This is a genomic window from Bacillus sp. ms-22, assembly GCF_009759805.1.
GTDB classification, from domain to species: domain Bacteria; phylum Bacillota; class Bacilli; order Bacillales; family Bacillaceae; genus Bacillus; species Bacillus xiamenensis.
The window spans coordinates 380,104-393,274 of record NZ_CP046653.1 but is presented as its reverse complement, the minus strand read 5'-3'; the positions used below and the strand labels follow the sequence as shown (position 1 = coordinate 393,274).

Annotated in this window: 15 protein-coding genes; 4 read left to right on the top strand and 11 right to left on the bottom strand. The window is 43.1% G+C overall.

The window, feature by feature from the left end; genetic code table 11:
• Positions 1 to 15: 15 nt before the first annotated feature.
• From isdC to GPA07_RS02070, 3 genes are all read right to left on the bottom strand, one after another.
• Positions 16 to 672 carry a heme uptake protein IsdC gene (gene isdC / locus GPA07_RS02080; protein WP_034738274.1) on the bottom strand — a complete coding sequence of 219 codons (657 nt, stop codon included), beginning with the start codon at positions 670 to 672 and terminating at the stop codon, positions 16 to 18.
• A gap of 20 nt (positions 673 to 692) precedes the next feature.
• Entirely contained in the window at positions 693 to 1,151 is a 459-nt protein-coding gene (locus GPA07_RS02075) for an NEAT domain-containing protein (RefSeq protein ID WP_008355506.1), read from the bottom strand.
• A gap of 369 nt (positions 1,152 to 1,520) precedes the next feature.
• Complete coding sequence (locus tag GPA07_RS02070; RefSeq protein WP_008355508.1) at positions 1,521 to 1,853, bottom strand: winged helix-turn-helix transcriptional regulator; 333 nt, start codon at positions 1,851 to 1,853, stop codon at positions 1,521 to 1,523.
• A gap of 178 nt (positions 1,854 to 2,031) precedes the next feature.
• On the opposite strand from GPA07_RS02070, the gene GPA07_RS02065 reads away from it, so the two are divergent.
• From GPA07_RS02065 to ribD, 3 genes are read left to right on the top strand one after another with little or no spacing between them, the layout of a single operon-like run.
• Positions 2,032 to 2,925 (top strand): VOC family protein, encoded by an 894-nt coding sequence (locus GPA07_RS02065; protein ID WP_008355510.1) that lies wholly within the window; start codon positions 2,032 to 2,034, stop codon positions 2,923 to 2,925.
• On the top strand, positions 2,903 to 3,664 hold the full coding sequence (locus GPA07_RS02060; RefSeq protein WP_157291948.1) for a GTP cyclohydrolase II: 762 nt from the start codon (positions 2,903 to 2,905) through the stop codon (positions 3,662 to 3,664). Before GPA07_RS02065 ends, GPA07_RS02060 begins: the two co-directional genes overlap by 23 nt.
• Positions 3,651 to 4,742, top strand: a complete 1,092-nt coding sequence (gene ribD, locus GPA07_RS02055) for a bifunctional diaminohydroxyphosphoribosylaminopyrimidine deaminase/5-amino-6-(5-phosphoribosylamino)uracil reductase RibD (RefSeq protein ID WP_071168364.1) — start codon at positions 3,651 to 3,653, stop codon at positions 4,740 to 4,742. The genes GPA07_RS02060 and ribD overlap by 14 nt, the downstream gene beginning before the upstream one ends.
• Positions 4,743 to 4,812: 70 nt before the next feature.
• Here ribD and GPA07_RS02050 read toward each other — a convergent pair whose 3' ends face one another.
• From GPA07_RS02050 to GPA07_RS02015, 8 genes are all read right to left on the bottom strand, one after another.
• The gene (locus GPA07_RS02050; RefSeq protein ID WP_082194718.1) at positions 4,813 to 5,181 is read right to left on the bottom strand and encodes a VOC family protein; all 369 of its coding nucleotides are present in this window, start codon (positions 5,179 to 5,181) and stop codon (positions 4,813 to 4,815) included.
• Positions 5,182 to 5,349: 168 nt separating this feature from the next.
• Positions 5,350 to 6,204, bottom strand: a complete 855-nt coding sequence (locus tag GPA07_RS02045; protein ID WP_008355517.1) for a polysaccharide deacetylase family protein — start codon at positions 6,202 to 6,204, stop codon at positions 5,350 to 5,352.
• Positions 6,205 to 6,269: 65 nt separating this feature from the next.
• Positions 6,270 to 6,599, bottom strand: a complete 330-nt coding sequence (locus tag GPA07_RS02040; RefSeq protein WP_008355519.1) for a PTS sugar transporter subunit IIA — start codon at positions 6,597 to 6,599, stop codon at positions 6,270 to 6,272.
• Positions 6,600 to 6,618: 19 nt separating this feature from the next.
• Entirely contained in the window at positions 6,619 to 6,942 is a 324-nt protein-coding gene (locus GPA07_RS02035; protein WP_008355521.1) for a PTS sugar transporter subunit IIB, read from the bottom strand.
• Positions 6,943 to 6,954: 12 nt separating this feature from the next.
• Positions 6,955 to 8,388 carry a glycoside hydrolase family 1 protein gene (locus GPA07_RS02030; RefSeq protein WP_157291947.1) on the bottom strand — a complete coding sequence of 478 codons (1,434 nt, stop codon included), beginning with the start codon at positions 8,386 to 8,388 and terminating at the stop codon, positions 6,955 to 6,957.
• Positions 8,363 to 9,448 carry a mannonate dehydratase gene (locus tag GPA07_RS02025; RefSeq protein ID WP_071168363.1) on the bottom strand — a complete coding sequence of 362 codons (1,086 nt, stop codon included), beginning with the start codon at positions 9,446 to 9,448 and terminating at the stop codon, positions 8,363 to 8,365. The genes GPA07_RS02030 and GPA07_RS02025 overlap by 26 nt, the downstream gene beginning before the upstream one ends.
• A gap of 15 nt (positions 9,449 to 9,463) precedes the next feature.
• Positions 9,464 to 10,774, bottom strand: a complete 1,311-nt coding sequence (locus tag GPA07_RS02020) for a PTS sugar transporter subunit IIC (RefSeq protein ID WP_008355527.1) — start codon at positions 10,772 to 10,774, stop codon at positions 9,464 to 9,466.
• Positions 10,775 to 10,863: 89 nt separating this feature from the next.
• Positions 10,864 to 12,822, bottom strand: coding sequence for a BglG family transcription antiterminator (locus GPA07_RS02015; RefSeq protein WP_071168362.1), 1,959 nt, complete (start codon positions 12,820 to 12,822; stop codon positions 10,864 to 10,866).
• A 137-nt stretch (positions 12,823 to 12,959) separates the two neighbouring features.
• Here GPA07_RS02015 and GPA07_RS02010 point away from each other — a divergent pair, with 137 nt between their 5' ends.
• A complete protein-coding gene (locus GPA07_RS02010; RefSeq protein WP_157291946.1) occupies positions 12,960 to 13,157 on the top strand; it encodes a hypothetical protein in 198 nt (65 codons plus the stop codon).
• Positions 13,158 to 13,171: the final 14 nt, after the last annotated feature.

Here is a 13,171-nt window from a genome sequence, read left to right as displayed (position 1 = left end):
TGACACTTCCTTCCGTCAATGCTTGATGATCCACTTTCTCGCTAAAAACCCGCCTGAGCATAGGACGAGCACAAGGAGCCATCCTATCTGGCTTGTATCACCAGTTTGAGGATTTTCTTCTTGTTTCGTATCAGTGGATGCATCAGATTTTTTTGTTGTTTCTTGTGATGATGCATGCTTGTTTTTTGCACCTGCTGTTTCGTTCGAGCTGTTCGACGAAAGTGACTTGATGCTGCTTTCATCGAATTTCAGCTGGATGGTATAGTCGTGATCGTAATCAGCAGATTTCACTGTGACATGAATTTTTGACTTGATTGGTTTAGACAAGCTCTGCGCTTGGAATTGAACGAGCCTTGTGTTGGCTTTTTTATTCGTTGATAGAACCGTCGTGTCGACATAGCCGCCATTTCCCGGCACTTTAAATTCCGTTACCCAGCTGCTATTTTTAATGGTCATTTGCACAGTCAGTTTCCCATTTTTCACGATCACTTTTGCTGGCTTCAGCCAATAATCATTTGCCATAGAGACCGCATTTCCTTCGGCCTTCAGCACAGTATAATTGACGGAGTATGTACCATCATTTAACGAGGCAGCCTGTGCGTTTGAAAAGGGCAGTATAAGTGCCAGTAAACATGCAGCCATCAGGGCAGGCATTCTTATCCATTTTTTCATCAAACGAATTTCCTCCCTTTTTATTGAACAGTTGCTGCATCAAACTTGATGCGAATGTCGTAATTGCCTGTGTATCCAATGACCGGTACAGTCACACTCACTTTTGCTGGTACAACGTCTGTCAGGCTGGTTACATTGAATTCTACCGTTCTCTTATTAGCAGCTGTGTTTGTACTGATCACCGTTGCATCTTTGTATACACCTTGATCAAGTGTTTTAAAACTTGTAATCCAAGAGCTGTTCGTTAACGTGACTTGTGCTTTGATTTTCCCATCTTTCACGACAAGCTTGGCTGGTTTTTCAAAATACGAATTTGCTGTTGAAGTCGAATCACTATCTGCTTTCCATACCACATATTGTGCTGAATATTGACCATCTGCTAAGCCTGCTGCTGAAGCAGAGCTAACCGGAGCTAGAGCAAACAATAGAACAAAGCTAAAGAATAATAAGATATGTGATGTTGAACGAAGTCCTTTCATCATGAACCCTCCTAAATGATATTGATAATTATTCTCAATAGACAATAAAAAAAATAACCTTTATACGAGTGTAAAATCCACTCGTAAATGATTATGATAATCATTATCAATTGAGTTGGAAAAATAAATCTTTGCTTCTAAAAAGTCAAAGATGTTTGTTTCTAGATGATGAATTGATACTTGTTTTAGGCAATATGTCCCATTCATGATACCATGGCATAACCTCCATTCCATTACAGGGAAAAGAACCCTCTTCTCCTTGATATTATATGATGGATGAATTTATTGTCAATATCCTTTTTCATACTATTGTCTTAGATTTCTGGAAAATCACAAAAAAAATCGATCAGGGACACTGATCGAAATCGATTAAGAAGGGACATGTTCCCCTTCTTTGCTGTAATTTCGCTCTAAAGACCAAGCATACATTTCCCGAATAATCGGTTCAATTTTCTTTCCTTGTTCTGTTAACTCATATTCGATTCGCACTGGGATGTCGGGATATACTTTTTTCTCAACGAGTCCTTCAGCTTCTAAATCTTTCAGCCTTTCCGATAATAATCTTCCGCTGATGTTCATTTCATTTTCAAGCTGACAAAAACGTTTCGGCCCTGTCAAAAGCTGATTGATGATGAGAATGACCCACTTCTTCCCTAGAATCTCCATGGCATCTGTAATTGGGCAGCCATCTACTTGAGCCATACCTTACTCCCTCCTGCTTTTCTCTACTTTTTTTCATTATAACACAATTAATTACTTGAAATAAGTCACTAACTATTATATAGTTTAGTTACTAAAAGTAACAAGGTATTCATTTTTATAGATTATCTAAAACATTTGAACATGCTGATGCATATATCATGAAGGAGATGACCGAGCTTTGAATAAAATCGAGCAGCTAAGATTGGGTGTAACGGAATTGCACGTATCCAGCTTTGAGCGTTCTTTACCTTTTTATACAGACATTTTAGGCTTTACTCTATTAGAAAAGACAGAATCGACCGCCACTCTTGGCAGCAATGCAAAGGAACCGATCCTTTTACTGAAAGAAGATCCACAGCTGAAGGAGAAGCCTGATCATGAGCCGGGTCTTTATCATTTTGCCGTTTTATTACCTGCCAGAAAAAACCTGGGCACATGGCTGGCGCATGTGATCAAAAAAGGCTATCCTTTAATTGGAGCAAGCGATCACTTTTTCAGCGAAGCCGTATATTTAAGTGATCCAGACGGCATTGGCGTCGAGATTTATGCTGATCGCCCCGAAGACATTTGGGTCGGTGAGCATGGAGAGCTAAAAGGTGGCGGGAATGCTCCGCTTGATGGAGATGGTCTCCTGCAAGAAGCCGCGGATTCCACATGGGAAGGACTCCCGGCTGGAACAGTCATGGGACATTTGCATTTCCATCTCAACCCAGAAGAAGCTGATTCCTTTTATGTCAATACGCTCGGTTTTCATATCCGCATGGCTCCCCCAGCAAGTTTATTTATCGCTGCTGGCGTGTACCATCATCACCTTGCCTTTAATGCATGGGGACGCGGGAGAAAAGGAGCCATTGATCCACGCTTTTCAGGAATTAGAAGCTATACTCTGGTTTTTCCAAAAGAAGAAGATCGAACATCTGTCGTCGAACGTCTGACTAAAGCTGGCGTTTCCATTAAAACGACGGCAAAAAGCAACGAATTTATTGATCCATTTGGCGTTCTCGTTCGTTTACAGATTGAAGAAACTGACAAAAAAGAAGGTGCAGAATATGGACAAACACACAGAGCATAAAACAGCCATTTTAAAAGATAAAATCAAACGAGTACAGCAAGAAGACGGGTATATATATATCACTGGACCCATTAAACTGCCAGTGAATTTAGACGGTAGAACAGTGATGTTCAACTGGTATTCATGGTTAAAGGACGATGGAAAAGAACCCTTATCAGATGAAGATTTAATCGAAAGCCTTTCCTCCCGTGAGCTTGCAGATCACCAGCAATCAAGCGTCCTTGTTTACGGAGACTTCGAGCAGGCCGATGAAGCACTTATCCGCATGCATTCCATTTGCCATACTGGCGATATTTTCGGAAGCAAACGCTGCGATTGCGGGTTTCAATTGAAACAGTCCATGCGGATGATTGAGGACAATGGAGCAGGCGCCCTGTTTTATTTAGCCAATCATGAAGGCCGCGGGATTGGCCTTTTCAGTAAAGCCATGGCCTACATTCTTCAAGAGAACGGCTACGATACAGTAGAAGCAAATGAAGCACTTGGCTTTGAGGATGACACACGTCAATATGAAGAAGCGATTGCTGTTCTTCAAACATTGCGTACAAAGCCAGTCAGACTCATTACCAATAATCCGAAAAAGACAGATGCCATCAGCCATGCAGGCCTTTCTCTTTCTGGACGAATTCCGCTTTGGGGTGATGTCTCTGAGTTCAATGAAAAATACTTACAGACAAAAATTAACCGCTCAGGCCATATGAAGGCGGATCAAGAGGTGCGTACGATTGCCACATCATGAGCGATATATGAAGCTAGCCCTTGAAAATGCACGGGCTATGAAAGGTCAGACTTCTCCAAACCCGCTCGTCGGGGCTGTCATTGTGCGAGAGAATGAAATTGTTGGTGTTGGTGCGCACATGAAGGCTGGTGAACCACATGCTGAAATTCATGCACTCAACATGGCTGGAGAAAAGGCAAAAGGCGCCACGATCTATGTGACCCTAGAGCCTTGTTCCCACCATGGCCGCACAGGCCCATGCGCTGAAGCACTTGTGAAAGCTGGCGTAGAAAAGGTGGTTGTCGCAGCACTTGATCCGAATCCGCTTGTTGCCGGCCGCGGAATTGCCATTTTACAAGATGCAGGTATCCAAGTGATCACGGGCGTACTTGAACAGGAATCCATTCTCATGAATGAAGTGTTTAACCACTTTATTACGAAAAAAACGCCTTTCGTAACGCTCAAAGCGGGCATCACGTTAGACGGAAAAATTGCATCTGCTACGTCTGACAGCAAGTGGATTACGTCAGAGACATCCCGTTATGATGCGCATCACATTCGCAGTATCAACGATGCGATCTTAGTCGGTGCGCAAACCGTCATACATGATGACCCTTCATTAACTGCGCGGATTCCAAATGGGCATCATCCAATTCGAATTGTCTTAGACTCTAAACTGTCTACACCGCTGACGGCAAAGGTCGTCACCGATCAGATGGCACCTACGTGGATATTTACAACAAAGCAAGCCGATAAGGAAAAACGAGCCGCTTTAGAAGCAGCAGGGGTCAACGTCATTATGACAGATGGAGACACGCGAGTCCCTTTGCAAGAGGTGCTTCAAGTGCTTGGAGAAAGACAGGTCTCTTCCCTTATGATCGAGGGAGGCGGTCAAGTCAACGCCTCATTTTTAGAACAGCAGCTTGTAGATAAATTGGTCATCTACATGGCACCTAAACTCATTGGCGGACGACTCTCTCCTTCCTTTTTCGGAGGCGAAGGCATACGCCTCATGAGTGATGCCATTGAACTGGATCACCTCTCTATTGAACAAATGGGGAAAGATATCAAAATAACGGGCTATCCCGTTTATCAATAATCATAAGGCTGTCGAGAAAATTTCGACAGCCTTATGATTTCTTTTTGAGATGCACCCTAAAAAATGTTTTCTACACCATTCTCTCTAAAAACTCAATTCGATTTCCAAATGGATCATCTACATAGAAACGGATTGCTCCGTCTAAGGGCTGATCTTCTTTTATCAGAATGTGATGTTTCATTAATGTCTCTTTTAAATTTGATAGACTCTTTACTTGAAAAGCTGGATGAGCTTTTTTCGCAGCATGAAATGGCTCTTCAATACCAATATGAAGCTGCTGATTGCCGCACTGAAACCAAACTCCACCACGTTTAGCTAGATGAATAGGCTTAGGTATTTCACTCATTCCTAACATGTCTCCAAAAAACAAACGTGCTTTCTCTTCACTCCCCTTTGGGGCAGCTAATTGGACATGATCGATCCCAAAGAAATTTGACACCATCGTTCTCCTTTCCTGTTCCTTTCATTTCTCAAACATGATGTTTTACTATCACGTTTGAGAAAAAGCCTAGGGTGATGTACTCAAGCCATATGATGTTGTCCATTCCCCATCAACACCATAAAATTTGTCGTAAAATGTTTCATGTGAAACATCTGTGACCTGATATCAATCTCCTTCTACCAGCCTGCCAAAGCTTTCGGGTGAAAGTCCCGGTGAAATGCGAAGGCGGTGTAAGGACATCATGCCTTGTTCCTTTTTGGCATGTCCTGGCTCAGTGGTCACAGCCATCTCATATCCTGCTTCCTTCGCCAGCTTCAGCGTGTCTTCGTTATAGCGTCCGACCGGATAGCTAACCATGATCGTTTGCTGAGAAAACCGCTGATCAAAGAAGGCTTTCGATCCTTTTAATTCTTCTTCCTGCTGCTTCTGTGATAAACGATTGAGCTCTAAATGATGAATGGTATGACTCTCAATTGATATACCGTGCGCCATCATGTCATCCATTTGAGCATCTGTTAAGTGATGCAGGCGGCCAATGGATTGCTCAATCATGAAAATAGTTGCTTTCATTCCATATTGTTTTAAAATCGGAAATGCCTTTATGTAGTTGTCCGTATATCCATCATCAAATGTGATGAGAACACACTTTTCACTTGGTGTCGAATTTGTCATGAGGACCTGATAGGCATCTTCCGGCGACAGCGTGACATAGTCGTTGTCTTTCAGCCATTTCATATGAGCCGCAAACTCGCTCATTGGCACACGTAACGAGTTGCCGCTGGAGATGCTGTGATACATCAAGATCGGAAGCGCAACTGGTTCCTTTTGCTGAATCCAGTTTTGTTTGTCTATCTCTGCCACTTCTATTTGATGCGTCTGTTTTGTTTCTTTTGCTTGTACTTGACCCTTTTCCTCTTTTCCTGCTTGCTGGTTTCCTTCTGTTTGCTGCTTCGTTCCCATACAGCCCGAAATCAGCAGCAAGACAAAAGCAACCGACATCCACATACATGTTTTTTTCATTCACCAATCCTGCTTTCTCTCTATCTACCGAATGATTATAACAGAAATTGGTTAATAGCTGACAGCTATTTTGACAGGGTGTTCATTTTTTTACACATTTCGATCATTTCAATGGCAAGCAGATGGATGGTCTCTGTTGTGAGCATTTGATCTTCTGCATGTATGAGCAGTAAAGAAAAGGGAAGCTGTTCACCCGCCGCCTCTTTTTGAATAAGCGACAAGTGCAGGTGATGAATGCTTCGAAACGCTTCCTCCCCTTTTTCAATCAACTGCTGCGCTGCTTCAAAGTCATCCGCTCTTGCTAGACGAATAGCTTCTACATAATGGCTCCTCGCCTCACCTGCATGGGCAATGATTTGAAAGGCTGCTCCCTGCATTTCCTCTAATACCGTCATCTGCTTCTCCTCCGATTACTCAAGATTCATTTGCTAGTTTCAATGCATGCTCTAGAATTTTGTCTCCGTTCGCTGTTCCGTATAATCTTACATTTACAACATCGACAGGGATGTGATAGGGTGCCGCCGTTTTTTCTGCTGCCTTTCTCATAAAGCTGACTTGCGGTCCTAGCAAAATGACTTTTACATCGTCTCCATGCTCTTCTAATTCATCCGCAATGGCCCCTTCAGGTATGGCATAAATATGATAATCCAGCCCTTTTGCTTCTGCGGCTGCTTTCATTTTAGACACAACGATTGATGTTGACATTCCTGCTGCGCAAGCGAGAATGATTCGTTTCATACTCCATCACTCCTATTGATAAATGAAATCTGGTTCAACCTTGAGTTCTCTTGTTTTGATTAATGTTTTGTACCAATATGCTGATGCTTTCAGCTGACGATTCCGTTCATTTTCCAGCTGGATTTCAACTAATCCGTAGCGATTTTTGAATGCATTCATCGGTGAGACATTATCCGTAAAAGCCCATAGCATATATCCCTTGCAGTTTGAGCCTTCTTTTTTCACTTGAAGGGCCCTTTTCAAATGCTGGCTGATAAATGAAATGCGGTATTGGTCATCAATGATGCCTTCTTCGTTTTTAAACCGCTCTTCCTGCTCTACCCCCATACCGTTTTCAGCTACAAACCACTCAATATTCCCGTATTCTTCTTTGATTCTCATGCCCATATCATAGACGATATCCGGATAGATTTCCCAACCTCTAAATGGATTCATTTTTCTACCTGGAAGTTCAAACATATCGTAATAATAGGATGGATGAAACGGTGTTCCTTCGTTCCAAGCCTTGCTCGGCGCCTTGACACGATGCGGATAGTACAAATTGAGACCTACCACATCTACTGTATGATCTTTGATGATCTGAAGGTCTTCCTCTGCTGCATCGAAAAGAATGTCATGCTTTTTCAATACATCAAGCAGTTCCTCAGGATACTCGCCTTTGATGGAGGGATCTAAGAACACGCGATTAAAAAACAAATCATACATACGGGCCGCCTCTTGATCATGTGGAGCCGTAGATCTTGCATACGTCACTTCTGGATTAAGAATGACCCCGATTTTTGCACCCGCAGATTCCTTCAATCCCATTTCCCGAAACAGCTTCACTACTTTTGCTGTCGCCAGAGCTTTATGATAGTTCCACTGCATCCACTTCTTCGTATTCTGTTCAAAGGGATAACGGATTGCATCTAAATAAACACGTGTCTGAACAACAATAGGTTCATTAAAGGTAAACCAATGTTTGACCCGGTCTCCATAGCGCTCAAACACCTTCTCTGCATAGAGAACAAACAGCTCCACAACGTGCTTAGATGACCAGCCGCCGTACTTTTCAAGTAAAACAGCAGGAAGTTCATAATGCTCTAGGCAAAACATCGGCTCTACACCTGCAGCAATTAGTTCATGAATCAAATCATCTATATAACGAGCATAGGTCTCATCCACAATCCCATTCTCATAATCTATGAGAAACCTTGACCAATTGATGGACGTTCTGTAATGAGTTAAGCCAATCTCCTTCATGAGGGCTACATCTTCGGGATACCGCTCGTAAAAATTCGTCGCTCCTGCCGGCCCATACCCGTTGTGCCACACGTGATACCCTTCCTTATACCAGAGATCTATATACGAATCCTGATGCGGCTTCTTTCCTTTCCAGCCTTCCGTCTGCCAAGCAGAAGCCGCAGCACCTAGGATAAAATCATTCGGTATATTCATTTTGTTCATGTGCCACCTCACCCTTCTTCGTTTGAATTTGAAGTCCTTCCCAAATCCCTTGTACATACATAGCCCCAAGTGCTCGGTCGTATAAGCCATAGCCAGGTCTGCCTGTCTCACCAAAGATCATTCGCCCATGATCTGGCCGGACATAGCCAGTAAATCCTTCCTCAAACAACGCCTTCACAATCGCTCCCATATCAAGACTGCCTGCTGACGATAGATGAGCCGACTCTTCAAAATCACCGTTCTCATACAATTTGACATTACGTAAATGAGCAAAGTGTATTCGCCCTTTTTTCGCATACTTTCTTGCAAGTGAAGGAACATCGTTTTTCACATCACAGCCGAGGGAACCAGAACAAAAGGTGAGACCGTGCTGCGAGCGGTCATCAATCTGAAGAATACGATCTATATGTCGTTCACAACTGACAATACGAGGCAGGCCGAATATATCCCAGGGGGGGTCATCTGGATGCAGTGCCATATTGATGTTCTCTTCCGCTGCAACCGGAAGGATATTTCCCAGAAAATAAACCAGGTTCTCAAATAACCCTTCAGCTCCCAAATCCCTGTATGCAGCCATCAATTGTCTCATTTCTGCCTGCGAATAAGACGTATCCCATCCCGGTAAGGAAAGTTGATCTTTCTCTATATCCATATGTTCAAGCTGATGCTGAAAATAGACAAGGGTTGTCGATTGATCAGCTAGTTGAAAATCGAGCTGTGTTCGTGTCCAATCAAGGACAGGCATAAAGTTATAACAAATGACCTTCACACCATGTTTGGCTAATCGGCGGATATTTTCTTGATAATGCTTAATATAGATATCCCGACTAGGTTTCCCTAGCTTGATATCTTCATGGACTGGAAGACTTTCTACGACATCAAAAGTAAGATCATGACTTTCAATTTGCGCTTTTAATTGAACAATACTTTCCTCTGGCCACAGATCACCAGCCGGCACATCATAGACGGCACTGACAATGCCTTTCATGCCTGGAATTTGACGAATATATGAGAGTGAAACAGGATCTTCCTCCCCATACCACCTAAATTGCATGTTCATTCATGAACCCTCCTTCTATTCTGAATCAGGTGCAGCCTCTGGCTTCCGGTTGGACAAAAGGACAAACGGCAAATAAATGAAGACTGCGACGACAATACAGATCAGCTGTGTGATAACAGCCCCCATGCTGCCAGCAGTAGATAGCCAAGCATTCACAATCGGGGGTGTCGTCCACGGCACCATCACGACTGCTTTGCCAGCAAAGCCTGTAGCCGTTGCGATATAACCAATCGTACCTGTCACAAGCGGTGTGATGATAAACGGAATCGCCATCACAGGATTCAGCATGACGGGTAATCCAAAAATAACTGGCTCATTGATGTTGAACAGCCCAGGTCCTGATGAGAGCTTGGCAATGCTTCGCATCTCTTCCCTTCTCCCAGCGATAAAAATCGCAATCAAAAGCCCAATGGTCACACCCGAACCACCAATACTCATATACACATCCCAAAATGGCATGGTGATAATATTCGGAATCTCTTTTCCCTCTTGAAATGCCGTCATATTCACTGCAATCGACCCTAATAACAGCGGCTCCCGAATCGGCTTAATCATTTGGTTGCCATGAATACCGATCACCCAGAAAAATTGAGCCACAAACATCAACGTTAAAATGCCTGGCAGCCCCTGCACAACACTTTCAAGCGGACGCTGCACCACGTTATACACTGCTTCATGCAAATAAATGCCTGTCAAACGGTGAAACGCAAATCCGAATGAACTAATGATTGTGATTGTAATAATTGATGGGAAAAGTGAAGAAAAAGACGTCGCCACATTAGATGGAACAGAATCTGGCATCTTGATTTGAAGCCATTTCACTTCGGTCAGCTTACAAAAGAGTTCAACAGATACGATGGCAATGATCATGCCTAAAAATAAACTTTTTGGATCGGAGAATTGTCTCGCCAGGACATCTACCACCTCGCGCATTGATCCATCGACCTCTAGAAGAAGAGTCGTCGGTATAACAGATATGAAGGATATCAATGCCATCAAGCCCGGGAACAAAGATTTGTGTCCATTGATTTTTCCAAGCTCGATTCCGATAAGGAACACAGCCCCAATCGTTAAAAAGTTCAGCGTGGCATAATTGATTGCCTTCATAATTGGCTGAAGCTCTGCTAAAAATCTGAATATCTCAAAATGAGCAAGCCCTGTTTCCGGACTCATGATCATATTCGCCACTAGTACAGCAAAAGCCCCCGTAATGATGATTGGCATCAGCGTGACAAATGCTTGTTTAATCGCCATAATATATTTCTGATTGGTAATGCGGTAAGCGACATGTCCCATGACGTCTGCCGCTTTCTCTTTGAAGCTCATGATCCGTCTCCCCCTTTACAAAAACTCGTAATCATCCTCCTTTTTGATGTTATTTTAAAAGCGCTTTCATTAACATCTAATCTTTTTCCTCACAGATGCGGAAATGGGTGTCCATTTTTTTCATCTGGCTGTTCCAACACGTGAAACGCTGCGGTCAACTCCTCAAATGAAGCAGCTTTGATGATTTGCTCGACCACTTCCTTCTGCTCTGTCAGCCGCACAAGAAATTGATAAAGAGACTGCAATTCTTTTTGATACGTCTTTTGAATACTTAACAAGCAGACGACCTGTACTCGCTCTTCGCCCCATAGCACCGGCTTTCTCAACGTACAGATCGCACAAAACGTATCATCTGTTGCCGGTTTAATTGGATGGGGGATCGCGACCAAATGACCGAATGACGTAGGTGACACTTGCTCTCTTTCCAGCAATAGCTGTTCGAACTCATCCGGTATGCGATTTTGTTCCTGCAATACTTTCACGAAGAATTGAAGAACCTCTTCCCTTGTTTGTAGATCTTGCTGAAAAAAAGTCATCTTCGGACTGACATATTGCAAGACCCCCATATTCTGCGCCCCCTGTACAAACCGTTTCAATCTCAAAATATCCTCTTCACTGAGAATGGTATGTACATCAATCACTGGCACGGGCAGCGTGTTCCGAAGCGGAATGGTACTAATGATAAAATCTATACTTCTCAGGTCATACGACAGAAGGTCACCAACACTTGCAGTTCCAGCAATCTCGAGCCTTCCGCTAAAGGCGGCCTTCAGCTTATGAAGAAGAAGCTGACTGCTGGCGACACCCGTTGCACACACAATCAGGCATTTTTTTCTTACATGTTGGGTGTTTGTCCGCTCTATTGCAGCACCAATATGGAGTGCCAAATATCCAATTTCATCCTCATGAATCTCTACATTCTCTTTTTCCTTCAGCCATCTGCCCATATATATGCCTGCCTCAAACGCAATCGGATAATGCCTTTTAATGTCTGATAAATAGGGATTTCGAATGTTCATGTCATACTTGAACCGATGAATAGCTGATCTCAGATGTAGGCTTAGTCCTACGATCAGCTCCTTGTCTGTCTGAATATCCAGTGACATGTGCTTTTCGACATAAGCAAGTAATTGGTGGGTTAAACGAAAATGATCTTCATCAAGCATGTGAAATAGTGTGTGGCCCGTTTCTCCATATGCCACCATTTTTGCCCCCATTAAATGAATCGCAATATACGCCATTTCAGATGCAGGAAATTCTATACCAAGCACGTGACGCATATCTTCTGCCATTTGTCTCGCCACTTGAAAAACAGGCTGTGTTTGAATGTCTTTTAGTTCGGCCTCTGGCATCATGACCAGCTTTTTCTCTTCGATTCGTTTGCACGCGATGGCGATATGTGTCACTAAGTTACTTAAACCGATCTCCGACACATGAAGACCGCTTGCCTTTGTCCGTGAACGCACCATATCCTGAATCAATTGATACGTTTCTTCGGGTAAAAGCGCAGGATTTGGATGCTCCTGCTGAAATACATGCTCTGCGAGACAGTACCTTAATTTCATTTCATCTCCAGTCAGCCTTAGTCCATATTTAGGCCGATGTGAAACAGAAAGTCCATGTAAAGAAAATAAGTGCCTTACTGCTTTCAGATCATTTTTCACGGTAGATTCACTCACAAATAATTCCTCAGCCAATTCGTCTAATTTGATATAGTCTTCAGACAATAAAAGCCTTCTCAGTAAATAAAAGATGCGGTCCTCTGGCTGATTTGGAATGACCTGATTCTTTTTTTCATTTCTTTCTCTCATGGACTTTTTCAAAAATGTACGAAATGCTCCATAATCCTCGACAGTCAATGTATATCCTGCTCCGCGTTTTACATGAAGTGTCGACCCATGTTCTTCCAATATTGATTTAAGCGCTTTCAAATCAGTTCGAACTGTTCGTGATGTGACGCCTACCAGGCGGGCAATTTCTTCACCTGTCAGCTCCTGCTCCGCCTGCATTAATCGCCTCAGCAGCTCCTCCTGACGTAGAGATAACATAGACTCCCCTCCCTTAGTCAATTACTTTTGCCTATCATCATAAACGAAAATAGAACTCTTTGCCCAGTTTTTCTTTCGACTCGGGAACTTCGTTATAGCTCAAACGTATGAATATGAAACAAGAGGAGGGATACATCATGTTTGTGATCATAATCATATTGGCTTCTTTAGGTTTCATCGTTGCCCATATCCTTACACCGAAGGATAAGCGCACATCTTCTAAACATTCTGCACATCACAGTTCAACAACAAGTCACTATACTGATTCGTATACACATCACGCTTCTGATGCCTCCTGCGGGGGTGATGCAGGCGGAAGCGGCGGATGTGACTAAAACAAAAAAACAGC

Excerpts from the sequence above, each read along its gene's own strand:
- isdC (WP_034738274.1), bottom strand. The coding sequence starts at position 672 with ATGAAAAAATGGATAAGAATGCCTGCCCTGATGGCTGCATGTTTACTG.
- GPA07_RS02075 (WP_008355506.1), bottom strand. The coding sequence starts at position 1,151 with ATGAAAGGACTTCGTTCAACATCACATATCTTATTATTCTTTAGCTTT.
- GPA07_RS02070 (WP_008355508.1), bottom strand. The coding sequence starts at position 1,853 with ATGGCTCAAGTAGATGGCTGCCCAATTACAGATGCCATGGAGATTCTA.
- GPA07_RS02060 (WP_157291948.1), top strand. The coding sequence starts at position 2,903 with ATGGACAAACACACAGAGCATAAAACAGCCATTTTAAAAGATAAAATC.
- GPA07_RS02045 (WP_008355517.1), bottom strand. The coding sequence starts at position 6,204 with ATGAAAAAAACATGTATGTGGATGTCGGTTGCTTTTGTCTTGCTGCTG.
- GPA07_RS02040 (WP_008355519.1), bottom strand. The coding sequence starts at position 6,599 with ATGACGGTATTAGAGGAAATGCAGGGAGCAGCCTTTCAAATCATTGCC.
- GPA07_RS02035 (WP_008355521.1), bottom strand. The coding sequence starts at position 6,942 with ATGAAACGAATCATTCTCGCTTGCGCAGCAGGAATGTCAACATCAATC.
- GPA07_RS02030 (WP_157291947.1), bottom strand. The coding sequence starts at position 8,388 with ATGAACAAAATGAATATACCGAATGATTTTATCCTAGGTGCTGCGGCT.
- GPA07_RS02025 (WP_071168363.1), bottom strand. The coding sequence starts at position 9,448 with ATGAACATGCAATTTAGGTGGTATGGGGAGGAAGATCCTGTTTCACTC.
- GPA07_RS02020 (WP_008355527.1), bottom strand. The coding sequence starts at position 10,774 with ATGAGCTTCAAAGAGAAAGCGGCAGACGTCATGGGACATGTCGCTTAC.
- GPA07_RS02015 (WP_071168362.1), bottom strand. The coding sequence starts at position 12,822 with ATGTTATCTCTACGTCAGGAGGAGCTGCTGAGGCGATTAATGCAGGCG.
- GPA07_RS02010 (WP_157291946.1), top strand. The coding sequence starts at position 12,960 with ATGTTTGTGATCATAATCATATTGGCTTCTTTAGGTTTCATCGTTGCC.